This is a genomic window from Ensifer oleiphilus (genome assembly GCF_013371465.1).
GTDB lineage: Bacteria > Pseudomonadota > Alphaproteobacteria > Rhizobiales > Rhizobiaceae > Ensifer > Ensifer oleiphilus.
In genome coordinates this window covers 182,690-204,014 of sequence record NZ_JABWDU010000007.1, presented here as the reverse complement: position 1 = coordinate 204,014, position 21,325 = coordinate 182,690, and the positions used below count along the sequence as shown (strand labels likewise).

At 58.5% G+C, this 21,325-nt stretch carries 22 protein-coding genes and 2 pseudogenes; 10 read left to right on the top strand and 14 right to left on the bottom strand.

Translation table 11 applies throughout. The annotated features are described in order from the left end of the window. The first annotated feature begins 85 nt into the window (after positions 1 to 85). From HT585_RS24030 to HT585_RS24020, 3 genes are all read left to right on the top strand, one after another. Entirely contained in the window at positions 86 to 2,029 is a 1,944-nt protein-coding gene (locus HT585_RS24030) for a DUF3604 domain-containing protein (protein WP_176355309.1), read from the top strand. Positions 2,030 to 2,111: 82 nt separating this feature from the next. Continuing rightward, positions 2,112 to 2,954, top strand: coding sequence for a peptidyl-prolyl cis-trans isomerase (locus tag HT585_RS24025; protein ID WP_246707889.1), 843 nt, complete (start codon positions 2,112 to 2,114; stop codon positions 2,952 to 2,954). Further along, positions 2,951 to 3,946: a HupE/UreJ family protein gene (locus HT585_RS24020; RefSeq protein ID WP_176355308.1), complete on the top strand. Its 996-nt coding sequence runs from the start codon at positions 2,951 to 2,953 to the stop codon at positions 3,944 to 3,946. Before HT585_RS24025 ends, HT585_RS24020 begins: the two co-directional genes overlap by 4 nt. Positions 3,947 to 4,129: 183 nt before the next feature. Here HT585_RS24020 and HT585_RS24015 read toward each other — a convergent pair whose 3' ends face one another. The 3 genes and pseudogenes from HT585_RS24015 to HT585_RS32290 form a co-directional block, all read right to left on the bottom strand. Next, on the bottom strand, positions 4,130 to 4,918 hold the full coding sequence (locus HT585_RS24015) for a hypothetical protein (protein WP_176355307.1): 789 nt from the start codon (positions 4,916 to 4,918) through the stop codon (positions 4,130 to 4,132). Positions 4,919 to 5,052: 134 nt separating this feature from the next. Further along, on the bottom strand, positions 5,053 to 5,304 hold the full coding sequence (locus tag HT585_RS31855; RefSeq protein WP_246707888.1) for a hypothetical protein: 252 nt from the start codon (positions 5,302 to 5,304) through the stop codon (positions 5,053 to 5,055). A gap of 257 nt (positions 5,305 to 5,561) precedes the next feature. Beyond that, a pseudogene (locus HT585_RS32290) lies at positions 5,562 to 5,867 on the bottom strand (hypothetical protein); the annotation flags it as partial. Between the two features lie 349 nt (positions 5,868 to 6,216). Here HT585_RS32290 and HT585_RS24005 point away from each other — a divergent pair. The 3 genes from HT585_RS24005 (at position 6,217) to HT585_RS23995 (ending at position 8,565) form a co-directional block, all read left to right on the top strand. Next, complete coding sequence (locus HT585_RS24005) at positions 6,217 to 6,654, top strand: hypothetical protein (protein ID WP_176355305.1); 438 nt, start codon at positions 6,217 to 6,219, stop codon at positions 6,652 to 6,654. A gap of 673 nt (positions 6,655 to 7,327) precedes the next feature. Next, entirely contained in the window at positions 7,328 to 8,089 is a 762-nt protein-coding gene (locus tag HT585_RS24000; protein WP_176355304.1) for a Crp/Fnr family transcriptional regulator, read from the top strand. A gap of 242 nt (positions 8,090 to 8,331) precedes the next feature. Continuing rightward, positions 8,332 to 8,565: a hypothetical protein gene (locus tag HT585_RS23995; protein WP_176355303.1), complete on the top strand. Its 234-nt coding sequence runs from the start codon at positions 8,332 to 8,334 to the stop codon at positions 8,563 to 8,565. A gap of 461 nt (positions 8,566 to 9,026) precedes the next feature. On the opposite strand, the gene HT585_RS23990 is transcribed toward HT585_RS23995, so the two are convergent. Further along, positions 9,027 to 10,379, bottom strand: coding sequence for a GAF domain-containing protein (locus HT585_RS23990; RefSeq protein ID WP_176355302.1), 1,353 nt, complete (start codon positions 10,377 to 10,379; stop codon positions 9,027 to 9,029). Next, positions 10,376 to 10,861, bottom strand: a complete 486-nt coding sequence (locus HT585_RS23985) for a pyridoxamine 5'-phosphate oxidase family protein (RefSeq protein WP_176355301.1) — start codon at positions 10,859 to 10,861, stop codon at positions 10,376 to 10,378. Before HT585_RS23985 ends, HT585_RS23990 begins: the two co-directional genes overlap by 4 nt. A gap of 294 nt (positions 10,862 to 11,155) precedes the next feature. Between HT585_RS23985 and HT585_RS23980 the strand changes: the two genes are divergently transcribed. The 3 genes from HT585_RS23980 (at position 11,156) to HT585_RS23970 (ending at position 13,176) form a co-directional block, all read left to right on the top strand. Then, a complete protein-coding gene (locus HT585_RS23980) occupies positions 11,156 to 11,617 on the top strand; it encodes a cupin domain-containing protein (protein WP_176355300.1) in 462 nt (153 codons plus the stop codon). Between the two features lie 87 nt (positions 11,618 to 11,704). After that, on the top strand, positions 11,705 to 12,520 hold the full coding sequence (locus HT585_RS23975; RefSeq protein WP_246707886.1) for an arylamine N-acetyltransferase family protein: 816 nt from the start codon (positions 11,705 to 11,707) through the stop codon (positions 12,518 to 12,520). A 38-nt stretch (positions 12,521 to 12,558) separates the two neighbouring features. Continuing rightward, positions 12,559 to 13,176: a YceI family protein gene (locus HT585_RS23970; protein WP_176355298.1), complete on the top strand. Its 618-nt coding sequence runs from the start codon at positions 12,559 to 12,561 to the stop codon at positions 13,174 to 13,176. A 261-nt stretch (positions 13,177 to 13,437) separates the two neighbouring features. Here the strand turns inward: HT585_RS23970 and HT585_RS23965 are convergent, their stop codons facing one another. The 3 genes from HT585_RS23965 to HT585_RS32285 form a co-directional block, all read right to left on the bottom strand. Next, positions 13,438 to 14,103, bottom strand: coding sequence for an adenylate/guanylate cyclase domain-containing protein (locus tag HT585_RS23965; protein WP_176355297.1), 666 nt, complete (start codon positions 14,101 to 14,103; stop codon positions 13,438 to 13,440). A gap of 142 nt (positions 14,104 to 14,245) precedes the next feature. Continuing rightward, positions 14,246 to 15,382 carry a DJ-1/PfpI family protein gene (locus tag HT585_RS23960; RefSeq protein ID WP_176355296.1) on the bottom strand — a complete coding sequence of 379 codons (1,137 nt, stop codon included), beginning with the start codon at positions 15,380 to 15,382 and terminating at the stop codon, positions 14,246 to 14,248. A 365-nt stretch (positions 15,383 to 15,747) separates the two neighbouring features. After that, entirely contained in the window at positions 15,748 to 16,290 is a 543-nt protein-coding gene (locus HT585_RS32285) for a hypothetical protein (protein WP_425513780.1), read from the bottom strand. 660 nt (positions 16,291 to 16,950) lie between these two features. Here HT585_RS32285 and HT585_RS23950 point away from each other — a divergent pair. Next, positions 16,951 to 17,385 (top strand): RidA family protein, encoded by a 435-nt coding sequence (locus HT585_RS23950; RefSeq protein ID WP_210270542.1) that lies wholly within the window; start codon positions 16,951 to 16,953, stop codon positions 17,383 to 17,385. Between the two features lie 218 nt (positions 17,386 to 17,603). Here HT585_RS23950 and HT585_RS23945 read toward each other — a convergent pair whose 3' ends face one another. From HT585_RS23945 to HT585_RS23925, 6 genes and pseudogenes are all read right to left on the bottom strand, one after another. After that, the gene (locus tag HT585_RS23945) at positions 17,604 to 18,089 is read right to left on the bottom strand and encodes a BA14K family protein (protein ID WP_176355295.1); all 486 of its coding nucleotides are present in this window, start codon (positions 18,087 to 18,089) and stop codon (positions 17,604 to 17,606) included. Between the two features lie 109 nt (positions 18,090 to 18,198). After that, positions 18,199 to 18,540: a DUF1194 domain-containing protein gene (locus HT585_RS32130; protein ID WP_176355294.1), complete on the bottom strand. Its 342-nt coding sequence runs from the start codon at positions 18,538 to 18,540 to the stop codon at positions 18,199 to 18,201. A gap of 112 nt (positions 18,541 to 18,652) precedes the next feature. Further along, entirely contained in the window at positions 18,653 to 19,564 is a 912-nt protein-coding gene (locus HT585_RS23935) for a CheR family methyltransferase (RefSeq protein ID WP_176355293.1), read from the bottom strand. A gap of 321 nt (positions 19,565 to 19,885) precedes the next feature. Then, a complete protein-coding gene (locus HT585_RS23930; protein ID WP_176355292.1) occupies positions 19,886 to 20,242 on the bottom strand; it encodes a hypothetical protein in 357 nt (118 codons plus the stop codon). 402 nt (positions 20,243 to 20,644) lie between these two features. After that, positions 20,645 to 20,740 (bottom strand): annotated as a pseudogene (locus HT585_RS31830) (LysR family transcriptional regulator); the annotation flags it as partial. 58 nt (positions 20,741 to 20,798) lie between these two features. Beyond that, a complete protein-coding gene (locus HT585_RS23925; protein ID WP_176355291.1) occupies positions 20,799 to 21,320 on the bottom strand; it encodes a DUF6428 family protein in 522 nt (173 codons plus the stop codon). Positions 21,321 to 21,325 lie beyond the last annotated feature (5 nt).

The following is a 21,325-nucleotide window of genomic DNA, read 5'->3' as shown; positions in this document are numbered from 1 at the left end:
TTGCCGGGCGCCACTACGAACAATCAGACAATTTTTACATCCAGATCATCTTTGATTGATCATGCAAAGGAATGGGAGGTCCCCAATGGTGCACTCAGCCGCAGTCTTCCGACTTGGAGTCGTGCTTCTCTCTGTCTCAGCCCTGCCCGTCTTCGCCCAGGAAGTTGGAGGCGATGTGGGGACGTTGACCTCAGAGAAGGCCGCACTGATCTTCCCCGAAAAGAGTCCCTATTCGCCTTACGCAGGCCGCAATTTTCCAACCCGCCCGCTCTTCGGCGACACGCATCTGCACACAGCTGCTTCTTTCGACGCCGGCGCATTCGGTGCGAGACTGACCCCGCGTGACGCTTATCGCTTCGCCCGCGGGGAAGAAGTCGTGGCATCCGGCGGAGAGCCGGCGAAGCTGTCGCGAGCACTCGACTTCCTCGTGGTCGCTGACCACTCCGACAATTTAGGCCTATTCCCGGATATGTTTGCAGGCAAGCCGGAGATTCTGGCTGATCCGCAAGCCAAGACTTGGTACGACATGATGAAGTCAGGTCGAGGCGGCGAGGCAGCTATTCAGATCATCATGGCTTTCGGCGCAGGGACGATTCCCAAGAGCATGAACTACCTGCCGGATAGCCGCGCCTTCAAATCGGCCTGGCAAGATAACGTCAAGGCTGCGGACGAGTTCAACGATCCTGGTCGATTTACGACCCTGATTGGCTATGAGTGGACTTCTAACACCGGTGGCAACAATCTTCATCGCAACGTCATTTTCCGCGACAATGGCGACAAGGCCGATCAGGTCCTGCCCTTTACCACCTCGAAGCCACTCGGCAGCGACAACCCTCGCGACCTTTGGGACTGGATGCAAGCCTATGAAGATAAGACAGGGGGGAACGTGCTGGCGATCGCCCATAACGGCAACCTGTCCAATGGCATTATGTTCCCTATCATTGAGTCGTTTACTAATAAGCCGGTCGACCAAGATTATGTCGAAAAGCGCGCCAAATGGGAACGCCTCTATGAGGCCACGCAGGAAAAGGGCGATGGCGAAACCCATCCGGCGCTCTCCCCAAATGACGAGTTTGCCGATTTCGAAACATGGGATTTTGGCAACTTGGATGCCACTGTAACCAAGACCCCTGAAATGCTCGAATTCGAGTATGCCCGATCAGCGCTGCGCAATGGCCTCAAACTCGAAGCGGAACTAGGCACCAACCCGTACAAGTTCGGCATGGTAGGCAGTTCTGACGCCCATACGGGCCTTCCGGCGATGGAGGAGGACAATTATTTCGGCAAAACATCGGCGATGGAACCCAACAAGGAAAGGCTGAAGGGCACTTTCATCAACAATCCCGAAGCAGGCATCAAAATAATGGATTGGCAGGTCAGCGCCTCAGGCTATGCCGCTGTCTGGGCGATGGAGAATACGCGCGAATCTATTTGGGATGCGATGCAACGCAAGGAGACTTATGCGACCACGGGATCGCGCATGATGGTGCGCTTTTTCGGCAGCTTCGACTTTGAGCAAGCCGATACTCAGAATCGCAATCCTGCTGCAACAGGCTATGGTAAGGGCGTGCCAATGGGGGGCGACTTGTCCGGCGCACCGGAAGGAAAAGCGCCGACGTTTCTCGTAGCGGCCCTTAAAGACCCGTTGGGAGCAAACCTCGATCGCTACCAGGTCGTCAAGGGTTGGCTCGACGACAAGGGCGAGACACATGAACACGTCTACGATGTCGCCTGGAGCGGCGATCGCAAGCCGGGGCCGGACGGCAAATTGCCATCCGTCGGCAATACTGTCGACGTCGAAAGCGCGACCTGGACCAACACCATCGGCGCTCCGGAACTGATCGCGGTCTGGAAGGATCCGGAGTTCGACCCAAAGCAGAAGGCCTTCTACTACGGCCGCGTGCTTGAAATCCCGACACCCCGGTGGACCGCCTATGACGCCAAGCGTTTTGGAACGAAGCCGCTGGAAGGCACGCGCATGACAGTGACCGAGCGTGCCTACACCTCTCCGATCTGGTACACGCCATGAGCCCACCGATGGCACACCCGACACGAGCGCGACGCCCTCCACGCCGTCGGCACCTGTCGCAAGGCAAACGAGTACGGCGAGCATGCTGAAGCGTGTCTTGAGAGAGCCTTTGCTGCATTTTCTGGCGCTGGCGCTGCTGATCTTCGCCGCAAACGGTCTGCTTGGCGGCAATGCGAAGGCACCCGACGAGATCGTGGTCACTGCGGCGAAAATCGAGCAGATGGCCGCCTTGTTTGACAAGACCTGGCAGCGCTCCCCGACAGCGGGCGAACTGAAGGGCATGATCGACGACTATATCAAGGAAGAAATCCTGGTGCGCCAGGCGCTGGAACTCGGGCTCGACCGCGACGACGCGATCGTGCGACGCCGCCTGCGGCAGAAAATGGAGTTCCTGAGCGCCGACCCCGTGACGGCCACCAATCCGGAACTGGAAGACTATCTCGAGGCCAATCCGGCAGCCTTCGCCACCGATACGAAGCTGGCATTCGAGCAGGTGTTTCTCAATCCCACCCGGCATGGCAAGACGATCGCCGAGGACGCCGCCGCCTTGCTCGCGAACCTCCGCAGCAACGACACGGCCGACCCCGCTTCGCTTGGTGATGTCTCCCTGCTTCCCGCGGTCGTGCAGCTCACAAGTAGGTCAGCCATCGACCAGTTCTTCGGTGGAAGCCTTGCGGAAGGGCTCGAAAAGGCTCCGCTCGGTCAGTGGACGGGACCAATCGCCAGCAGCTTTGGCCTCCATCTGGTGCGGGTCTCGAAGCATGAGCCAGGCCGGATGCCAAAACTCGAGGACGTCCGCGACGACGTGGCAAGGGAGTGGGGAAACGCGAAGCGTGCCGAACTCGAACGGCAACGCTTCGCCGAACTGCTCGCTCGCTACCAGATCAGCGTCGAAACACCCACTGCCGCGGGGGACGGCCCATGAGAGCGCCTGCCGCCCTTTTCGCCCTGCCGATCCTGATGCTGCTCGGCGCTCCCGCTATCGCCCATGAGGTGCGACCGGCCTTTCTCGACATTCGAGAAACAGCGCACGAAACCTTCGCCGTTCTCTGGAAAGTGCCGGCGCAGGGCAGGATGCGGCTGGCACTCGACGCGCATCTGCCAAAACAGTGCATCGAAAGGGAAACGCCGACACGGTCGTTCGAAGGCAGCGCCTATCTGGAGCGGTGGACCGCCGACTGTGCGGGGGGGTTGCGGGATGGAAAGATCGTCATCGACGGGCTCAAGGCCACATTGACCGAAGCCCTGGTGCGCATCGAATACAAGAATGGCGGCACCGAGGTTGGGCGCCTTTTGCCGGAAGCTCCCTCCTTCACTGCGGCGGGCAACCAATCCTATCTTGAAGTCGCCCGAACCTATTTCCTGCTGGGCATTGAGCACATACTCTTGGGCTTCGATCATCTGATCTTTGTGCTCGCGCTCATGTTGCTGATCCATGACCGCTGGATGCTGCTCAAGACGATCACAGCCTTCACCGTCGCCCACAGCATCACGCTTGCGGGAGCATCGCTGGGCTATCTCAGCCTTCCCCAACGGCCGGTGGAGGCGACGATCGCGCTCAGCATTGCATTCGTCGCGCGCGAATTGCTCAAGTCCCGACCTACCAAAGCGCGCCTCTCGGAAACCTATCCCTGGGTCGTGGCATTCGCCTTCGGCCTCTTGCACGGCTTCGGTTTTTCCGGCGCTTTGAAGGAGATTGGCCTGCCGCAATCCGATGTGCCGCTGAGCCTGCTGGCGTTCAACCTCGGCGTCGAAGCGGGACAGATCATCTTTGTTGCCGGGGCCTTGGCGATTGCCTGGGCGGGGCGCACGATGGTCGGTCTCCACGCCGCCCTTGCGCGCCGGGCGATAGCCTACGGGGTCGGCACCAGCGCAATGCTCTGGTTCATTCCCAGGATCGCCGGCATTGCAGCCTGAAACTGACTACGGCTTTACCCGTTACAGCTAAACGACGGCCCCAGGAGCGGTGTTTGCCGCATCGAACGCGGAAGCAGTGGTGAAATTCCGTACGCGACGAAATAGAGACAACGCTATACGAAATCTCCAAATATCGACTGAGCTGTAGAGCGGGCGTCACGTGCGCCCTCTATCGCGCAGCTGCTAAAATCGGACTTCCAGAGTCAGTATTGGCCCCTGCTGTACCGCGTCAAAAACGAATCCATCTTTACTGTAGTCAACTCCCAGCGCCCGATAGCCGGCCAACGCTGAAATAGTCTCGTTGAATTGGTATCCGATTGCGGCGGCAACATCCCAGTCGACATCAGCTCCCCCAGCGCCGACAAGCCCCCAGCCCGTAAGATAGATTTCAGGTGAGATCGAATAGGTGCCTCGAAGACCGGCGACCGCATCGACCCATGTCGCATCGTCGGTTGCGGAACGTCCATCAAGAATGCCGCCACTAAAAGAGACTTCGTTCTCTGCGGACCAAATGCGTGCGCCGCCGGCGACATCAAGTCGAGCCGCGGAATCCTCAAATATCGTGTAACCAACTCCAAGCAATCCCGCGAAGGTCTCGGCAGATACCGAGACATCAGATGCAACAATCCCCCGTGGCGTTGCACCCTGACCTGAAATCTTCGTGTAAATCACGTCGCCGAAAACACTATAGGGACCATAGCGCGCTTCACCCATCGCCATCGCCGCGAACTCTAGGTGGTCAAATATGTCGCCGAAGCTTGCGTCGATATGCGCTTCAGGCAATCCAAAGGATGCGACGTCCCCTTTCAGGCCTGCCGCCCAAAAGTAAGGTGCAAACGAGAAGGTCCAACCGCCCCCAGTCTCAGTCTCTTGGACTTCGGGCGTCATCGCTGACTTGAGGTCGGCAGCCGAGGCACCGCCAACCAGCAAAAAACACGCCATGGTTGCGATAGTTAAGAGACGTGCTTGCATTGTTCCCCCCAGGTGTTCCCACCACGAATTGGTTCCGAACAGCATACTTCAGAAGAAACTCAAACATGTCCAAGCAATTTTCGGCACCAGGTTCCGGGCGGGAACCGTTTTTGCGCGGGTGCGACCGCTTTGCCTCAGGATGCGTCCATCGAGCCGACTTCGTCGTTTGCTGACTTGTGCGCATGATGACAGATGAAATCAGGCACGAAGCGCATGAACTTGCAATGCGGTTTGCCGGTCGCCTCAAGCGTCGCCGTTCTGATGCCAAACGGCGTGAGGAGTGCAACCGCGTGGTCATTGCGGGCTTGATCCTCCCCGTGGCAAACCCTGCGACTGGCGTGAAGGAAGTCCGCATCAAGCACGCCAGCTGCAACGTCTTCCAGCACGGCACACCTGCCACCGTTTTTCCATGCTTCGGATTTGACGCGTCCATAAATTGTTGATCCGGCCACAGTTCCTTGGGCGACACGAGGCGGAAATTCATCCCCACCTTGGCAGCGCCGATAGCCAGTGTTCGAGCCCCGCCGAGCCGGCCGTTTCCAACCACGGCCAACGCCAAGTCTGAGAGGTGCTTATGCGTGAGCTCACGCATGGTCTGGAAGTCAGCCACAAGCTGGCAAGGATCGTATTGCTGCGACAGGGCATTGAAGAGTGGAATACCCGCCCGTTGGGCAAGGGCAGTCATGAGATCGTCAGCAAGCCCGCAACATACGATGGCATCGAATATTCTTCCAAACAGCGCGGCCATTTGCCTGATCTCATCAGGCGCAGCGTTCGCAGACTGGTCTGGCCCGATACCGACGACATGGGCGCCTTGATCGTGCGCAGCGAGCTCGAACGCCGCCCGTATGAATGGCAGTTCATGCCCATGCAAGAACGCCAGACGATTTTGGAAAAGGTGTGGGCGCTCACTACCAGAGCGGTTTGCTACTTTCAGGTCGCCGCCCATTTGCACGGGAAACCGCAACTCGCCTGGATCCAGCACCTCCACCGAAAGGACGCTACGGCCATGGAGATTGATCGACATAACGTTTCGCAACTCTCATGATTGCGCCGAAACCATGCTACTCCAAAGTGAATATCCCAAAGTTGCCCTCGGTGCTTCTCGCTTTTTCGCAGTCCGGGACTGGCGACATATCCAACAAACCCCGGACCAACACCAAGGGCATTGACCGGCATCAATGACCTTGCCGGACGATTGCCCGATCCTTTGCGGACAAAGGCTGCGGTCAACGTACGGGCTCAGGCGGGCGCCCAAAGAAATGCGGATTGGCCGAGGCTTTATCAGGGAGAAGTTGATGGCAATGGCTTATCGAACCGGACCGATCCTTCGTCATCAGGTCGACAAGGCGTTCCGTCTGATCGAGATCGTCGATTATCCGATAAATCTCGCGCAATGGCGGTCAATCTGCGAACGCGACTTCAATCGCCGATATGTTGCATCTTCCCAAGGCTCAATTGTCACCGTTGAAAATTCAATCGGCTATGTACAAGGCATCTGCATCGCTTATCCTGGAACCGACCCGAACTACGGCCACATACTCGATGTGCCCGTTTTTATTGTGGCAACGGTCTCCGACACTGCTGGCGTCTCGAACGCACTTCTGGGTCATTTGAAAACAGTGGCCCGAGCAGATCACTGCAGCTACATGATTGTCGCAAACATTGACCCGAATGTGTGGCCTGCCAAAGGATCTGATCCTCGAAGGGGCATCGTCATACCTATAGCGGTTTGATCATTGCCGAACGGGTCGGGCACTGAGAGCAGATCCAACTCCCCGCACCGACTTGACCAGCGATAAATTGGTGGGATTTGCTTCTATCTTTCTACGTAAGCGCGCAATCTCCGTATCGAAATACTCCTCCTGGGCCTCAACCCGATCTTTGCCGGCTGGATCGTGGCGACGCAGGGCAACCTTGATGCGTGCAAGCAATCTGCGAAAATGGAACGGCTGGAGAAATAGTCATCTGCACCAAGTCCCAGGCCGACGACGCGATCGACCAGATCGTTACGCCCGTCAGCATGATAACGGAATGTTGGATCGGGCGCGAAGATCGCGGGCCAAAGCAAATCCGTCTGTGTCGGGAAGGACCCCATCGAGAAGGACGACTTCGATGTCGCCACGCGCCAAGAAATCGCGCATTGTACGACTATCGCCAGCGCTGCTGACCCGGAACCCTTCATCTTGACGGTGCTGATCAACCACCTGGCGAACTCTCGTCATCGTCGACGAAACGAGCATGCTCCAGCTGCTTGCCTGAAAGCGTTTTGAATGCACTTTGTCAGCGATCAAGTGCGGCAAGCAGTTACACTCTGTTACACACCAGAACAATGTGTAGCATGTCTGTCGTCCGCCGGTCACGCCTCTGGCGTCAACTTGATCGGTCACGATCAGCGGAGGATGCCTGATGAACATGCCACGAAGGCTGGTTCAGCCAACAAATCAAACCTCGATTGAAGATGCGCCTTTCAGTACAACCGGGTTATCGTCTCTCTTTAGGCACCAGCCGCTCGAACGTTTCGCTGCGGGAACAATCGTCTTCTGGGAAGGAGACAAGGCAACCAAGGTCTTCGAAGTCGTTTGTGGCATGGTGCGCGCCATCCGTCTGCTGAGCGATGGTCGCCGCATAATCGTCGGCTTTTTGCGACCCGGTGATCTCGTGGGGGTATCCTTCAAGGACCAGTATGTCTACACCGTCGAAGCCGTAACGAAGGTAGAGTTGCGCCGTTTCTCCCGCCATCTCTTCGAGCTCGAGATCGCTCGTCAACCGGCAATGCGGGAGCTGCTCTTTTCCAAGCTCTGCGATGAGATGACGGCGGCACAGGACCAAGCCGTCCTGCTATCGCGTCGAAGCGCAGACGAGAAACTCGCAAGTTTCCTCCTGCGAATGGCGACCCGCCGCATAGGACAACACATGGTGGTCGATCTTCCCATGACAAGGCAGGATATTGCGGACTATCTTGGCATGACCATCGAGACGGTCTCGCGTACCACGACCAAGTTTGCCGGGAGCGGTATTCTTGCCATGACGGATCGACATATCATTACAATCCTGAGCATGGATGAGCTCCGCTCAATCGCCGAGGGTGAAGAATGTAACCACTGGATCGCTCCGTGTTTGGCGAAAATGCGCCAGCAGACCTCGGATGCGCGACAATTGATTGGCTGACCATACCTACACCCCCAATTGCAAGATCCTCGAAGTGTGCGGCGACGCGAACGTCATCGCGCGTCCTTGACCGAGGTCAACCGCCGATCGCGTTTGGCCAAGATTTCCGGGCAACAGGAAACCAAGCAACGCCGCCGACCAGAGAGGAAACGTACAATGCAGGTTCACCGCGACATCCAGGCAGGCCTAACCAGTCAATCGGGAGTTGCCTCCATGTTTGAGGAGCGCTCCCTGCCAACGAAATGCTGGTCGCCGATTTCTTCGCCCACGTTACGCCGGAAGATTGGTCTTTCCGTTTCTTGTCTGGCATGAAGGAAGTGCCGGACGAACGTCTGCAGGCGATGACTCATGCAGACGACCCAATGATCATCGATTTTCTGGCGTTCTCACCCGCAGATATGCTGGTTGCGGTCGGGGTATTTCCGATCGATGAACGCCTTCCTCGTGGAGAAATCGGAGCGCGACATGGGCTTTGAGATAACCAACATCGCAGATGATCCAAGTTTAGTCCTGTTCCGGCGGGAACTGCCGTCAGGAACATAACCGATCTCGATCGTCACGCGACTTGGTCGTCACTGCCAGCTTGGCCCCCTAGCTTTGACGTGGATTCTTGTTAAGGCAATCGACATACCTGTCATTTTGGCTGGAGGTATCAGGATGGGGCTGGGATTGCCGCTGTATTGCGCCTTGGTGCGAACACTGCGCCGCTCGGGACCGCATTCACTGGTTGTCCGGAATCACTAGCAGACAAAGGCTACAAGTCAGCGCTGTTTATGTCGAGAAAGTCCTCGCCCCCACACTTGCCAAGCGGGACATCTTGATCCTCGGGAATCGCGACACGCACAAGGGACAAGCCGTTCGCCTGGTCGTAAGGGCCACCTCCCTCTGAGATCGGCTCCAGATAGCGACGGCGAATCGCCCGCCAAAATTACTCAGCTCACGGGTAATCGCCTGCGGTCGCGTCGAGGATGAGCGGTCCTTCCGCCTCCAGCCGGACACGGCCCCTACCAACGCGGACGAGGCGTATGGGTGCTTGCTTCTCTTCGAGCCGGCGACGCAACAGCAGGAGCCGTGTTTCGAGATTGTCCTTGATCTCTGGCATGCGGGCGCCGACCGCGAGCCGCATTTCCCGGTTCGTGAATTCGTTCCTACCGTCGCTCCGATGCCATTCAAGCATCAGGCGCAGCAGCGTGCCGGCGACGCCCTTAACTATGTAGGTGCCGTCGACGAACACGCTGTCGTCGAAGCGGTGATGGACGACGCGGACATCTCGCCCGGCGGGGGCAGCCTCGGGCAGGAGAACCGCTGGCCTCATCTCGGCGGCTGCCGCTTCGCGTTCGCTGGCCCTGAGGGCGCTTGCAGCCTGTCCCGCCAGAATCTCGAGAGCAGCCTCGTCCTCTTCACGGAAGGCGAGCCGCTCCGTGCTCTCGATAAAGAGTACGCCCATCACCGTTCCGCCGGCGGTCATAGGAACGGCAATCTGGCTCATAGCCGTTGGCAATTGTGGGAAAGCGACGGTGCGCGAAGTATTCTCAGCCCCTTCCGCCTCCAGGACAATCGCTTCGCCGAACCGGCGCACGCGGCTCATGTCACTGACCTTTATCGTCTGGCCACTCGTTGCCGCAGCGCCGATCAATCCATCGCTGCCGGCGATTTCCGATCCGAGGCCCGAGCGCTGGTAGCCGATGCTGCCGGTGGTGATCAGGCAGCCGCGATGATTGTCGTGTATCAGCACAAGCACATTGCCATATCCGAGAACGCGCTGAATGGCGCCGAGCAGGCTGTCGATGATCTCGTCGGCTTCGGCCTGTTGCTCGATGGCCTTGAGCGCCTCCGCAAGGGCGGGAAGGCTGACGGGTGCGCGGCTGGCCATAGGCGACGCAGTTTCCACCGGTGAGGGAACTTTTTCGATTCCGTGCACGCGGAAAATGTCAGCGCTCCTAAGCCGCATGACGTCCGACATGCCTACTTGCGCACTGCTTGCCTTGAGTTGACGGGCAATCTTGTCGAACAGCGCGCCGGCGTCGATGGAGCGCACGAAACCGATGTCAAGCAAGAACTGGTCGCCGGTAAAACCATCAACGAGGATGAGCGTGACCTTGGGATTGGCGCGCACATTCGCCGCCGTCTTGGCGAAAAACTGGTTCGAAAGCGCGACATGCTCCTCGTCGACCCGCACCACATGCGAGAGATAAGAGATGTTCGGCATGCCGTCGGCCGAGGCGGTAGCGATGATGGAGGGGATGACACCTTCGAAGCAAGCAGAAAGGTCGGAAAGCCGCAGGTTCATTGAGACCTCGTGCCAAACTGCTCGCCTACCAGCATGCCGGCGAGCGGGCCGGGCGTCTGGACGTAGATTTCACTAATAGCGAGCCGTGCGACTCGAGCCTCGCGTGCCGTCAACCATGGCTCGATGAGGCGTCGGGGAACGCCAAGGGATTCGAGCTCGTCAGTCGCTGCGGTCATGAAACAGTGGGCGCGATCGAAGTCAGCCGTTTCCGTCTCTCGCATCGCGGCGAAACCCTTCAGCTGATAGCTCACATAGTCGGAAGGGCTGACGAACGTCGCGGCGATCCGCCCGGTCTGCCGGATGCAGGTCTCGAGCCGCGGCCATTGCCATGCGGAAAAGATGACGTCGATCCTCTCGTAGTCTTCCAGGAGCTGGAAGCCAACGCCCCGTCCCGCCGAAGGACGACCGGTGTTGTCGGCCACGGCGATGATGCACATCAGCGGCCGATTAAAAAAATCGTGGAGCCTATCATCTAGTCTCATTGCCATCCCCTACTGCGCATCCTTGGCCCCCTTAGCAATCTTTTAGGATATTCGGCACGGCTTGCACATTCATTTAGGAACGCCGGTTTTCGCAGCGCGCTACATAGAACGCTGTACCGGCTGGACGGACTGGACAACATCATCCGCCTGTCTTCGACGTCCCCGATGCCGCCCAAGCGAAAAACATCCTAACCCGCCTCGTATTCCGAGGCGAGGTGACGAGCCGGCGTCCGGCAACATCAGCGGAAACATCGATGACCGATGCGATCCGAACCTTGAGAGAGAGAGAGAGAGATGAACACGTACACCTATGCGGCGGTTTCGCCGCCGGGGCATGGGACGCCTGCGATGGCGTTCGGCAGGCATGTCATTCGCATGATGGCGGCCAATACGGGCGGTTCACTAGGCATGTTCGAGGCCTTTGTGTCAGCCGGCGAAGGCCCACCACTGCATATGCACGAGCGCGAAGACGAGTTCCTCCGGGTTCTGGCCGGCCACTTCGGCTTCTGGTGCGCAGGCGACTATGTCGAACTCACGGAAGGCGGCTGCATCGCTCTGCCGCGCGGCGTACCGCACCGCTTCCGCAATGTCGGGAAGACGGAGGGTCGCCTCATGGTCGTCGTTACACCCGGCGGATTCGAAAGCTTCTTTCCAATCGTCGAGCTCTGCAAGCCTGAAACGCCCGAGCAAATCGCCTCGGTCGCCAGGGACTTCGGCCTGACCTTCCCACCCGAGGAGGAACGCGAGGTCGCCTAAAGTGCCCCAAACACAGCACCTGAACCTGCACAACGGTCCATCGAAAGGATACCAAGGATGACACAGCTGCCTTCGAACGAAAACGGAATGACCCTGACAGCCACGCAGCTCGATGCCTATCTGGCCCGGATCGGATTTGAGCGGCCGTCTCACCTCGACATCCGCGGCCTGTCGAAGCTGCATCGCGCTCATCTCATGACCTTCACCTGGGAGGCGCTGGACGCCTTCATGGGATGGCCCTCCGAGATCACCCCGGCTGCCGCCTTCGCGAAGATGGTCGGGGGCCGGCGCGGCGGCTGGTGCTACGAGATGAACGGTCTCTTCGGCGCCGCGCTTGCCGCACTCGGCTTTCGCGTAACCCGCCTTTGCGGCGGCGTCGACCGGGAGAAGCTCGGCGACAGCGCCATCGGCAATCATCTGACGCTGTGTGTCGACCTCGACCGTCCCTATCTTGCCGAAGTCGGCGTGGCGGACGCCATCGTCGAGCCGGTGCCGCTTGCCGCCGGGCCGATCAGCCAACGCGGCTTCGACTTCTCGATCATGCCGGCGGACGGCGGCTGGCTGCGCTTCAACAACCATGCACGCGGCATCGCGAAAAGTTTCGATTTCCGGCCCGACCACAGCGACGAAGCCGCTATGGCCGCAACTCACGGCTGGCTGATGCAGGATCCGGGCTCCCCGTTCACCAATGCGCTCGCTGTCCTGCGACACACGACAGACGGCTATATCGCACTTCAGAACGACTGTCTGCGCCGTGTGACGGCGAACAGCCACTGTGAGCAGCGCATCACGAGCGCCGACCAGCTCGCCGACACCCTCGAGACTGTATTCGACCTCGACGTTCCCCAGCCCGGGCGCGTCTGGGAGCGCCTCAATGCCATCGGCCACGACAAGGCCGCCTGAGCCGATAGTCGCCTTATTCCACTTCCGAGGAAACATCCATGCTTCGCATTACTGCATCTGCCCTTGCTCTTGTCTTGAGCGCGATCCTCGCCCTCGCCGCTGCCCCTAATCCGGCGCCGGGCGGGGCCTATAAGATCGACCCCTCGCATTCGAGTTTCAACTGGTCGTTCAACCATTCCGGCCTCTCGCACTACACCGCGCGCTTCACCAAAGTCGATGCGCGGCTCGACTGGAAGCCGGAGAAGCCGGAGACCTCGACGCTCTCGGTCACAATTGATCCGCTTTCGGTCCGCACCGACTATCCTTGGCCGGAAAAGGTCGACTTCGATGCGGAAATAGGCGGCGAAGAAACCTTCCTAGCAGCCAAGCCGATCATCTTCGTTTCCAAGGCGATCCGCGTGACGGGCGAGAAGACCGGCGTCGTTGAAGGTCTCCTCACCTTCCGCGGCGAGACGCACCCGACGACGCTCGACGTCATCTTCAACGGTTCGATGGCCGAGCACCCTATGATGGGCGTCCCGAAGATCGGCTTCTCGGCGACCGGCTGGATCCGCCGCAGCGAATGGGGGCTGGACTTCGCAATCCCCGAACTTGGTGACGTAGTAACCTTCTCCATAGAAGCGCAGATGGTGCCTGCTGATTACTCCTTCGAGTGAAAACGAAATGAGATGCAGGTCCGACCCGACCTGCTTCTTAAGCCACGTGGTCTTTACCGGATACGAACCGGCGTTGGCTAGTTCGTCTTTTGTGCAGGCAAGTGATATTGCGATAGACAACGAAGTATGGCAGCCGGACATCATCTTCAGCTTCGCCACGGCCCCGAAAACGTCCGAGACGTCCTCGCCACTCTATCCCTCGGCGTCATCGAATTCACTTGGCCGCATGATCGCGCCGACACCGTCGCCCGGCACCAGTCGTCATACCCGGAACACCTCGTAGGTCTGCGGCGACCTTCGATATGCTTCTTCGCACCGCGGTGAGCAGAACCAGGGTCCTTGCGGCGCGGCCCGCCTATAGGATGAATACGGTGCATGCATCTTGCACACCGGGTCGATCCAGGCCGGGTCAGCCGATGGAGCAAGCTGGATCTCAAAGAGGGAGACTTCTTCGACAACCGATCGAAGCGCTACCGATCCGAGGTCTCGCACAAGGATGCCCTTGGCGACGGCCGCCTCGGCGATGGGTTGGGTGGCAAGCAATTGACCGGCGGTTGCGAGCGCTGCTACGCGCGCCGCGATATTGACCGTTGATCCAAAAAGATCACGTCCCCTGCGGATAACTGGCCCATGGTTCAACCCCGCCCGTGTGAGCGGTATGCGCTGTTCTTTTCGGCATGCCTGCACGAGCGTTCCTACTGCCTGGATCGCCATTTGCGGCTCGGGAAATGAAAGCATTGCCTCATCTCCGATCCATTTAATCGGGGGCTCATAGCCATTGAGGGCGTCGACGACCATACACTCGAATCTCTCCAGGACGTCAACCGCGGCTTTATCCCCATAGACGTCCGCGATGGCGCTGAAGCCCGAAAGATCTATGAAGGCAATCGTAGCCGAGGGGACAGAGAAAGTTTCTACTTTCCTCATATAACGCTCCATCACTACCGCCAAACCTGTTTGCATTGTAACGCAAATTCTAGTGCCAAAGCAGTACAAAGGGGGCCATAGTCGGGTCACTCCATGCCTCCAATGTTTCCAGAGACGAAAGGCGAAACTGGCGAATGCTTCGTCAATCGGAAATTCCCGCCTCGTGAGGCTGAGACCACGCGTACTCCATCTGAAGAGCGATAAAGGCTGCGGTTTCGCGGTCGTAGCGCGCCTCAATACCGTTCAGCGCGATGTTGATCGCTTTCAATGGCGCCGCGTCATCAATCGGGTCGAGAACGATGTCGAGATTGGCTTCCTCGATGGCATAGTCAGGCAGCAGCCGAAGGCCAGCGCGCATAGTCAATGGCGCAAGTTCCTCGGCCAGAGATACAGCAACCGACTGGCGGGTCCGCGAATAGACGTCCGCGACCAGCGCCATCGAGATCTCGTCGATGCCGTCGGAGACGGGAACACCAATCTGTTCATGCGCCCAGATTTGCGCGCTGTTGCGCAGCTGGACCCAGAAGTCTGTGCGGTCAAGGTAGAAGGCGCTGCTATCGTGACGTGCGTCCCAGTTTGTCGCGCCGAGTTCCGCAGCGAGCTCGATGGCGCGCGCGCGACCGCCGATTGCCTCGACGAGTGCAAGTGAGATCGGCATCGACGCGCTGACACCAGTCGTCGTAACAACGTTCCCGTCAACGACGTAACGGCGGTCCTGCACCCAGGTCATCGACGGGTTGTCCCCGCGCAGCTTGGCGATGTCGTACCAGTGAGCCGTGGCCTTGCGTCCCGTAAAGAGGCCTGCGGCGGACAACGTCTTGGTGCCCGCGCAAATGCCGACAATGATCGCGCGCTTGTCGGACTGCTTTTGGATCCACGCTACCACTTCTGGATCGGCCGCGTCTTCGATCTTGGGCACGATCACATAGTCGGCGCCGCCCGGAAACCGGCGATCGAATTCCGCGGTCGACGCGTCGGCCACGACTGAAAGTGCCGGTGTCAACTTGATCGTCCCATCCCTGGGAGCCACAGCAATCACGTCGGCGAGGCCTGAGCGAGCGAGCACGCCATAGGGAACAACGAAGTCGGTGATCTCGGCGCCCTCATTCTGGGCGATGACGGCCACCACCGGCCGTTCACGCTTGGGCGGCCGCATAGCCTTGATGGTAGCCGCGTGTTCCTCGGCCACTATTGGCGCCAAATCTAACACCGGCGCAGTGCTTTCCGGCGGGAGTCGGATATGACCATACGTAGCCGCAGCCGCCAGCGCAGTCCCCACCGTAATTGCCACAGCGAGGAGAGTCTTACTGAGCAGGGACTTGCATGCCTCCAGGAGTGTCGTTTCGGTGAGCCCGCCAATGCGTGCCGCCGGGTTGCGCGATACAAGCGCCGGATGAAGAAAATGAACTGCTGTGAACCTTAAGACCCCGCTCCTGACTACACGTTTACAAGATGCGAGGTCCGCCCGCCAATTAGCGTTCGCGTCAGCATTTTTCGTTTTGACCGCCACCACCCTGTCTCGTTGATGGGAGGTCCTGTCGGGAACCACAAAACAAGTCACGCCACACTCCATGTTTGGTTGCGCGACGGTCAATTTGAGGTTTCCAAAGCTTGGAGGGTCAAGACGCGATTATCATGTCCTCATCACTCTTGCTTGCTGCGCTTGATCACAAGTGCCCCGCCGGGTTCAGGGAAGTCCTTTTCAGACTCCGGCACACGAGCCGACTTTTTCTCTTGACCTTCCAAACGTTGGAACCTGCATAGTCGGGCGATCCAGTGATCTGCATGCCAGGCATTAGGAAGGAGCGCGCGATGAACATTGGTGAAGCGTCGAAAGAAACAGGCCTTTCGGTCAAAATGATTCGGTACTACGAAGGCATCGGCCTTATCCCGCCCGCACCTCGAACGCTGTCCGGTTACCGTGTCTATCGCTGGAGAGATCTCGGCACGCTCCGTTTCATTCGGAAGGCACGGGACCTTGGGTTTTTGGTCGAACACATCCAAAGGCTCATCCATCTCTAGCAGAATGACCGCCGGGCAAGCGCGGATGCCAAGGAGATCGCTCTTGAGCAGGTGCGAGAGCTTGAGGGCAAGATCGCCGAAATGCAAACGATACTCTGCAATGTGCGGCGGCTGGCAGAGTCCTGGTCGGGGGATGAGCATCCGGTTTATACGATCATCGATCACATGGCTTCCAGCGAGACTAGCCAACCGAGAACGATCACCACACCTCGTTTCGATGGCGTGGCGACGTTATACAGCACCATGAAGAGGCGAGTAACGTCCACAACTAAATTCTCCGAGCAAGGGCTGCGAACCTGACGCAAAGTACGTGGCGCGTACCGGCGGAGAAGGCGTCGCCGCTGAAGGCTCTAAGCATGCCGTCAACAACAAGAAACAGTCCGGCATGATGGTGACAGGAAGCCAAAGATCCTCGTCAGTGCCTGTGCTCGGTGAACGCGTGCGTTACTATGGCCGCGCAAAGCTGTTCGAAAATGATTTGCTGTGTAAATGGCAGCAGAGCGGTTGGGTCGTTCCGCATTGTTTGGAGCTTGCTGCCGGTTTTCCATTCCGCGCCCGCCGGCCGAGATCGAGCCAGATTTCGGCGGCGCGTCACGGAGAACACCTCCTAGGCGCGCGCATCGCGGTGTCCACGCGAGTGTCAACGGATGGCTCTACGCGCTATTTAGCGATGGATGTCCGGCTCTTACACGGGCCGCTACGATAAGAGCGCAAGTTCGGTGAGTGCGTGGCGACCTCGGTCGCTGCAAGAATTCGGCGTCGCCGTCTACTCTCAGAACGAGATCGCGCATCTCGCCCGCCACGCAGATCCACGGAGCAGAGAGGATGGGGCGTGCGCCCCGCGACGGGGCCAGCCAGATTCAAGCGAGGAAAGACATGATAAAACGATACATTGTCAACGTTGACGGGGTTCCACCGTCACCGTCTCCTATTAGCAACGCTGTCGTTGTCGGCAATCAATGCTGGATCAGTGGCCAATTGTCCGTCGGCGACGATGGTAACTATGTGCCCGGCAGTACCCTCGAAGAGGCACGGCGAGCTTTTGAACATGTCTTTCGGATTGCCAAGGCTGCGGGATTCAGCACCGCCGATATCGTCTATGTCGATCTGGCTTTTATAGATCTGGCGGACGTCAATGAGGTCAATCGTCTCTACGCGGAACTCTTCCCGGAAGGGCAAAGGCCGGCGCGAACCATCTATCAGGCCGCCAAATTGCCTTTCGGGGGCCGTATCAAGGTGCAGGCAGTTGCAGCGCGTTGACCTCAACACGAATCCTTGGTCGCACGTTGAGCGATCACTAATTTTGCGCTGGCCACAGCTTCATTCCTTGCTTTTTCTGGCGGACCGCGATGCGGATAAGTTGAGCCCGCTCAGCCGGAAATTCCCGACCTCGGTTGCACGCAACGTGTCCTGAGTTCGGTACAAATGTGTCGGAGAACATCTCGTATATATTCTCCGAAGCGGGCAGGCGCTGTCGCTCAATAATATGGCGACACGCATTCCTGGCGCGGCCCATAATAGGGCTGGAAAGTGTTGTCGTAGGCTCTGTACGAACGATAGCGGTCATAGCACCATTCGACATGCGCTGACGGCGCGTTGGAATAGACCCTGCGGGGCGGCTGCGCGATCGCGCCACCGACAACCACTCCTGCTCCGAATGCCGCCAGAGGATACCACCACCCGTCGCTGTGCCGACGGTACCCGTCGCGACGGTAACGATAGCCCTCGTAGCCGTTGTAATAGCCGTATCGTGGCCCAGCATTGTAACGGTTGCCGCCGTAACGGTAGCCGTCATAGCCGCTTCTATGGGGCGGTCCGCCGCAATGACCTGGCTTGTGGTGGATCAACTCGACAGGCTGGGAAGCCGACTGTCCGGCCAAAACGGGGGACATGGGCACGGCCTGCGCCGAGAACCCTGAGAGGGCCGTAGCCGCGGCCACGATTACTGCGCCTATTCTTTTCATAAGGTTACCACCTATCAAAACAAGTGCCTGTAAACGGCAATCGAGCCGCAAAGGAGCAAATGTGCTCGGCACCCTGCGCCACTACTGAACAATCGAATCCGCCAATCAATTAGTTCGCTTCAGAGGTTCCGCCAAAGGTCCTAATGTGCTCGGCGAACAGTCCACCTTGGCGCCAGTCGAGCGGAACGGTCGAAGTTGTGGGCCTGATCCCGCGCGCCAGGGCGTCATTGCGGGCGTGCGCGATCGGCAATCCCGTGTTGTTGTGCCCGTCGTCGGAAAGGTCGAGAATGCGGCGCACCCCGAAACAGGCGTTGGGCTCGATCAATTTCGCACCCAAGTGGATTGCGCTCGAGAACAAGGTGCCGTGTCGCGGCCGGGCTTCGAGCTTGGAGCGAACAGGTCCCCTGATGGTACTAACGCGACGCCGCGCAAATCTGTATGCAACGCTCAAGACTGTAGGTGCATCTCAACCAGACATGACCGATGGGCACACTCTAGCTGCAACGTCTTCGGGCTCGTTCAAGCCGACGGGACACACCGGGGATCACATTGGATGCGGGCGGTCAGACACGGGTACGCTGGAAGATAATGGAGTATCGCAACTCCCAAGTTGGTTCAGTCAAATCCAAGGGCTCGCGTCCCCAACGAACCCACGGCCATCCTTCCTTGGACCCATCAGCCATCCACACGTCTTCCTGGCTCAGCAGGATCGGCTTGAAATCTGCCGCTGCCAAAACCCGTGTCTTCAGCTCGAGGTCGATATCATCGACAACAAGATACCCCCCGGGCTCGACTAAGTTCATTACGTTCCGCAAGCACACTTCGGCGAGCGAGTCGTCCATCGGACCCATCACGTTGTTTGCAAAAACGATATTGTGCAGTCCGAGGGTGTCAGGGAAGCCAGTTTCGGTTGCATCGGCTGTAAGCCAAGTCGTGTCCCTGCGAAGCCAATCGCGCACCCTGAGCGTTCCGCCCTGTTGAACTTCAAGCACCTCTTGAAGAGCATTGATATCTTCCCAGAAGACTTCTGGTCGCCCTTCCAGATACAAGCCGTCTATTGCGGCGGACTGGCCTGGACAATAGACGCCTCGTTCAGCAGCTTTGACGACCTCGCTCGAAATATCCACGCCAGTCGCCAGGAACCTTAAGTCTGGCCGTGCTCGGCGCAGCACATACAAGGCCGAATACAATTCCGCGCCTGTACTGCATCCAATTGACGCCAGTTTGACGGTCGACCCAATCTGGTACGCGAACAAAAGCCTTGCCAAGACGTCCAACAGCGGGGGATTTCGCATGAACTGCGTGTCGTGACTTTGGATACGAACGGTGTGGCGGGTGAACTTACGGTAGATGAGTTTCCCGACGCGGTGCATCAACCGCGTCTGTGTAATTGCGCCGCGCAATCCATCCCAGATGCTGCTGAAGACTCGGCGCGGCGCTTGGAAAACGACATCGGTGAAATTGATAGCGGACATGTGAACTCCTGATGAGTTGCTCCGACGCCAGGCAAACGAGGCAACGACCGCCATTCAGCGAAGGTTTGCGACCACTCAATGCCCAACCGACGAGGAACAAGGGAGAGTTCGGTCGATGAACGCTGGGACCCACCCAGCCCCAAGCGGAGTAAGAGTCCCCAGCAAGCGGCTCTTGGAGGCGTATTGGATTTGCAATTACGCCCAGGGTGAATGCGAGCAACCATTTCATCTCTGAACCCAGATTTGTGAAATCTCCACCAGCGTGTGCCAAGTGATCGGCACACGGGTTACGCGCTGCGGCTGCGGCGCGATTTCACAAAGTCAGGCGATTGGTGGGCGATAGAATTCAGGGGGAAAGCAAGAATCCGGCTCAGACCAGACGAAGAGCGGATGTATAGTTGTCGGCATCTCGCCAGTGAGCTTCGCGGTGTCGGTCAGAATGGCGACAGCTGAGCACATCTCTCCGCAGCATTTTCGGCTGCCATGCTCGTCGTTATGGTGATCGATCACCTTGTCTTCCCCACTCGCGCAGTCGTGTGCGATAGCGACAAAGGAAGCACTTTTGAAGGCGGCAAAGTATGTGGTTTGTTCAGCAGTGGCGAAGGAGGATGCGGCCAGCGACAACACGATCGTTAGCTTCATCAAACCAATCAGATATGAGCCCCATAGCTTTGCCATCCTGCGTTTCTAGGTTCGGTGCAGCCTGCAATCAACTCCGCAGTCTGGCCAACAAAATCAGCCAAATTGCTTAAAGCATCTAAGCCAGCTCCTTCTCGCAGGCCATTGCACTTTCCCAAGCGCCTGCACTTGACCTTACCATCGTTGGAAGCCCAACAAACGTCAAAAGCGCTGTCGCGACAAAGCGCCGGTCGAGCAACGCTACAGAAACGACGCGAATCGTCCATTAGCAAGACCTGACAATCGACGTCGAAACCGCCGCTCTAGGAGCCTGATCGAAGTCGCGACGCAGGTCGTGACCAGGGCACTTTAGAGGTTATGCGCCTCGCGCCAATGGTTTCGAGCTGCGCGCATGTAATCCGGAGTTGGGCAGCAAATGTAGCGATCAACGAAGATTGTCCCTCACCTGCCCGCCCTCACAAGCGACCTGGCGATATCGATGATGTCATCACGGGCGGCCGTCGGGTCATCCTTGGACCACGCGACCCCAAGCCCGATTGGATCGGGTTCGTCAAGTACGGTGCCCTTAGGCTCGTGAGCAACCCGCCCCAGTCCATCAAGCGCAGCATTCCGCGGTGGCAGAAGGCCCGCAGCACCGCTTGTCCTCTGACGCCCGTTCGGCCAACCAACGGTCGCGCGGTTTGCAACTGGCGGGTCGCGGCGTCAGCGCAACCTCCAGTGCGCCGTTTTTCAAAACAGGATGGCTGGCACAGAACAACTGTATCGACGAGACGCCATCGCTCACTTCGAAGGTAAGCTTGGCAGAGCCATCAAGTCGGACGTGCTCGGAAACCTTCCGGACGATGGCCGAGAACTTCCCGGCCGTCATGTGGATCCGCTCCCCCTCGTCGACGTCCCACAGCTGCACGAAGATTTCCGCCCACGCTTCGGGGTTCGCTCCGCAGTCGAGGGCGGAGAACTGACCCGCCTTGACCTCGGTCACGTGATAGCCGGGCTTCACGGGATTGCCTTCGTACATGAAGATCAAAGGACGCTCCGGCGCTTCCGCGATCCTTTCCAACAACTCCGCGAGCGAAATGTCAGTTCTGTCGAAACGGCTATTGTTGATTGTGCTCATTTGCG

Excerpts from the sequence above, each read along its gene's own strand:
- HT585_RS24030 (WP_176355309.1), top strand. The coding sequence starts at position 86 with ATGGTGCACTCAGCCGCAGTCTTCCGACTTGGAGTCGTGCTTCTCTCT.
- HT585_RS24025 (WP_246707889.1), top strand. The coding sequence starts at position 2,112 with ATGCTGAAGCGTGTCTTGAGAGAGCCTTTGCTGCATTTTCTGGCGCTG.
- HT585_RS24020 (WP_176355308.1), top strand. The coding sequence starts at position 2,951 with ATGAGAGCGCCTGCCGCCCTTTTCGCCCTGCCGATCCTGATGCTGCTC.
- HT585_RS24015 (WP_176355307.1), bottom strand. The coding sequence starts at position 4,918 with ATGCAAGCACGTCTCTTAACTATCGCAACCATGGCGTGTTTTTTGCTG.
- HT585_RS24005 (WP_176355305.1), top strand. The coding sequence starts at position 6,217 with ATGGCAATGGCTTATCGAACCGGACCGATCCTTCGTCATCAGGTCGAC.
- HT585_RS24000 (WP_176355304.1), top strand. The coding sequence starts at position 7,328 with ATGAACATGCCACGAAGGCTGGTTCAGCCAACAAATCAAACCTCGATT.
- HT585_RS23995 (WP_176355303.1), top strand. The coding sequence starts at position 8,332 with ATGCTGGTCGCCGATTTCTTCGCCCACGTTACGCCGGAAGATTGGTCT.
- HT585_RS23990 (WP_176355302.1), bottom strand. The coding sequence starts at position 10,379 with ATGAACCTGCGGCTTTCCGACCTTTCTGCTTGCTTCGAAGGTGTCATC.
- HT585_RS23985 (WP_176355301.1), bottom strand. The coding sequence starts at position 10,861 with ATGAGACTAGATGATAGGCTCCACGATTTTTTTAATCGGCCGCTGATG.
- HT585_RS23980 (WP_176355300.1), top strand. The coding sequence starts at position 11,156 with ATGAACACGTACACCTATGCGGCGGTTTCGCCGCCGGGGCATGGGACG.
- HT585_RS23975 (WP_246707886.1), top strand. The coding sequence starts at position 11,705 with ATGACCCTGACAGCCACGCAGCTCGATGCCTATCTGGCCCGGATCGGA.
- HT585_RS23970 (WP_176355298.1), top strand. The coding sequence starts at position 12,559 with ATGCTTCGCATTACTGCATCTGCCCTTGCTCTTGTCTTGAGCGCGATC.
- HT585_RS23965 (WP_176355297.1), bottom strand. The coding sequence starts at position 14,103 with ATGAGGAAAGTAGAAACTTTCTCTGTCCCCTCGGCTACGATTGCCTTC.
- HT585_RS23950 (WP_210270542.1), top strand. The coding sequence starts at position 16,951 with ATGGGGCGTGCGCCCCGCGACGGGGCCAGCCAGATTCAAGCGAGGAAA.
- HT585_RS23945 (WP_176355295.1), bottom strand. The coding sequence starts at position 18,089 with ATGAAAAGAATAGGCGCAGTAATCGTGGCCGCGGCTACGGCCCTCTCA.
- HT585_RS23935 (WP_176355293.1), bottom strand. The coding sequence starts at position 19,564 with ATGTCCGCTATCAATTTCACCGATGTCGTTTTCCAAGCGCCGCGCCGA.
- HT585_RS23930 (WP_176355292.1), bottom strand. The coding sequence starts at position 20,242 with ATGGCAAAGCTATGGGGCTCATATCTGATTGGTTTGATGAAGCTAACG.
- HT585_RS23925 (WP_176355291.1), bottom strand. The coding sequence starts at position 21,320 with ATGAGCACAATCAACAATAGCCGTTTCGACAGAACTGACATTTCGCTC.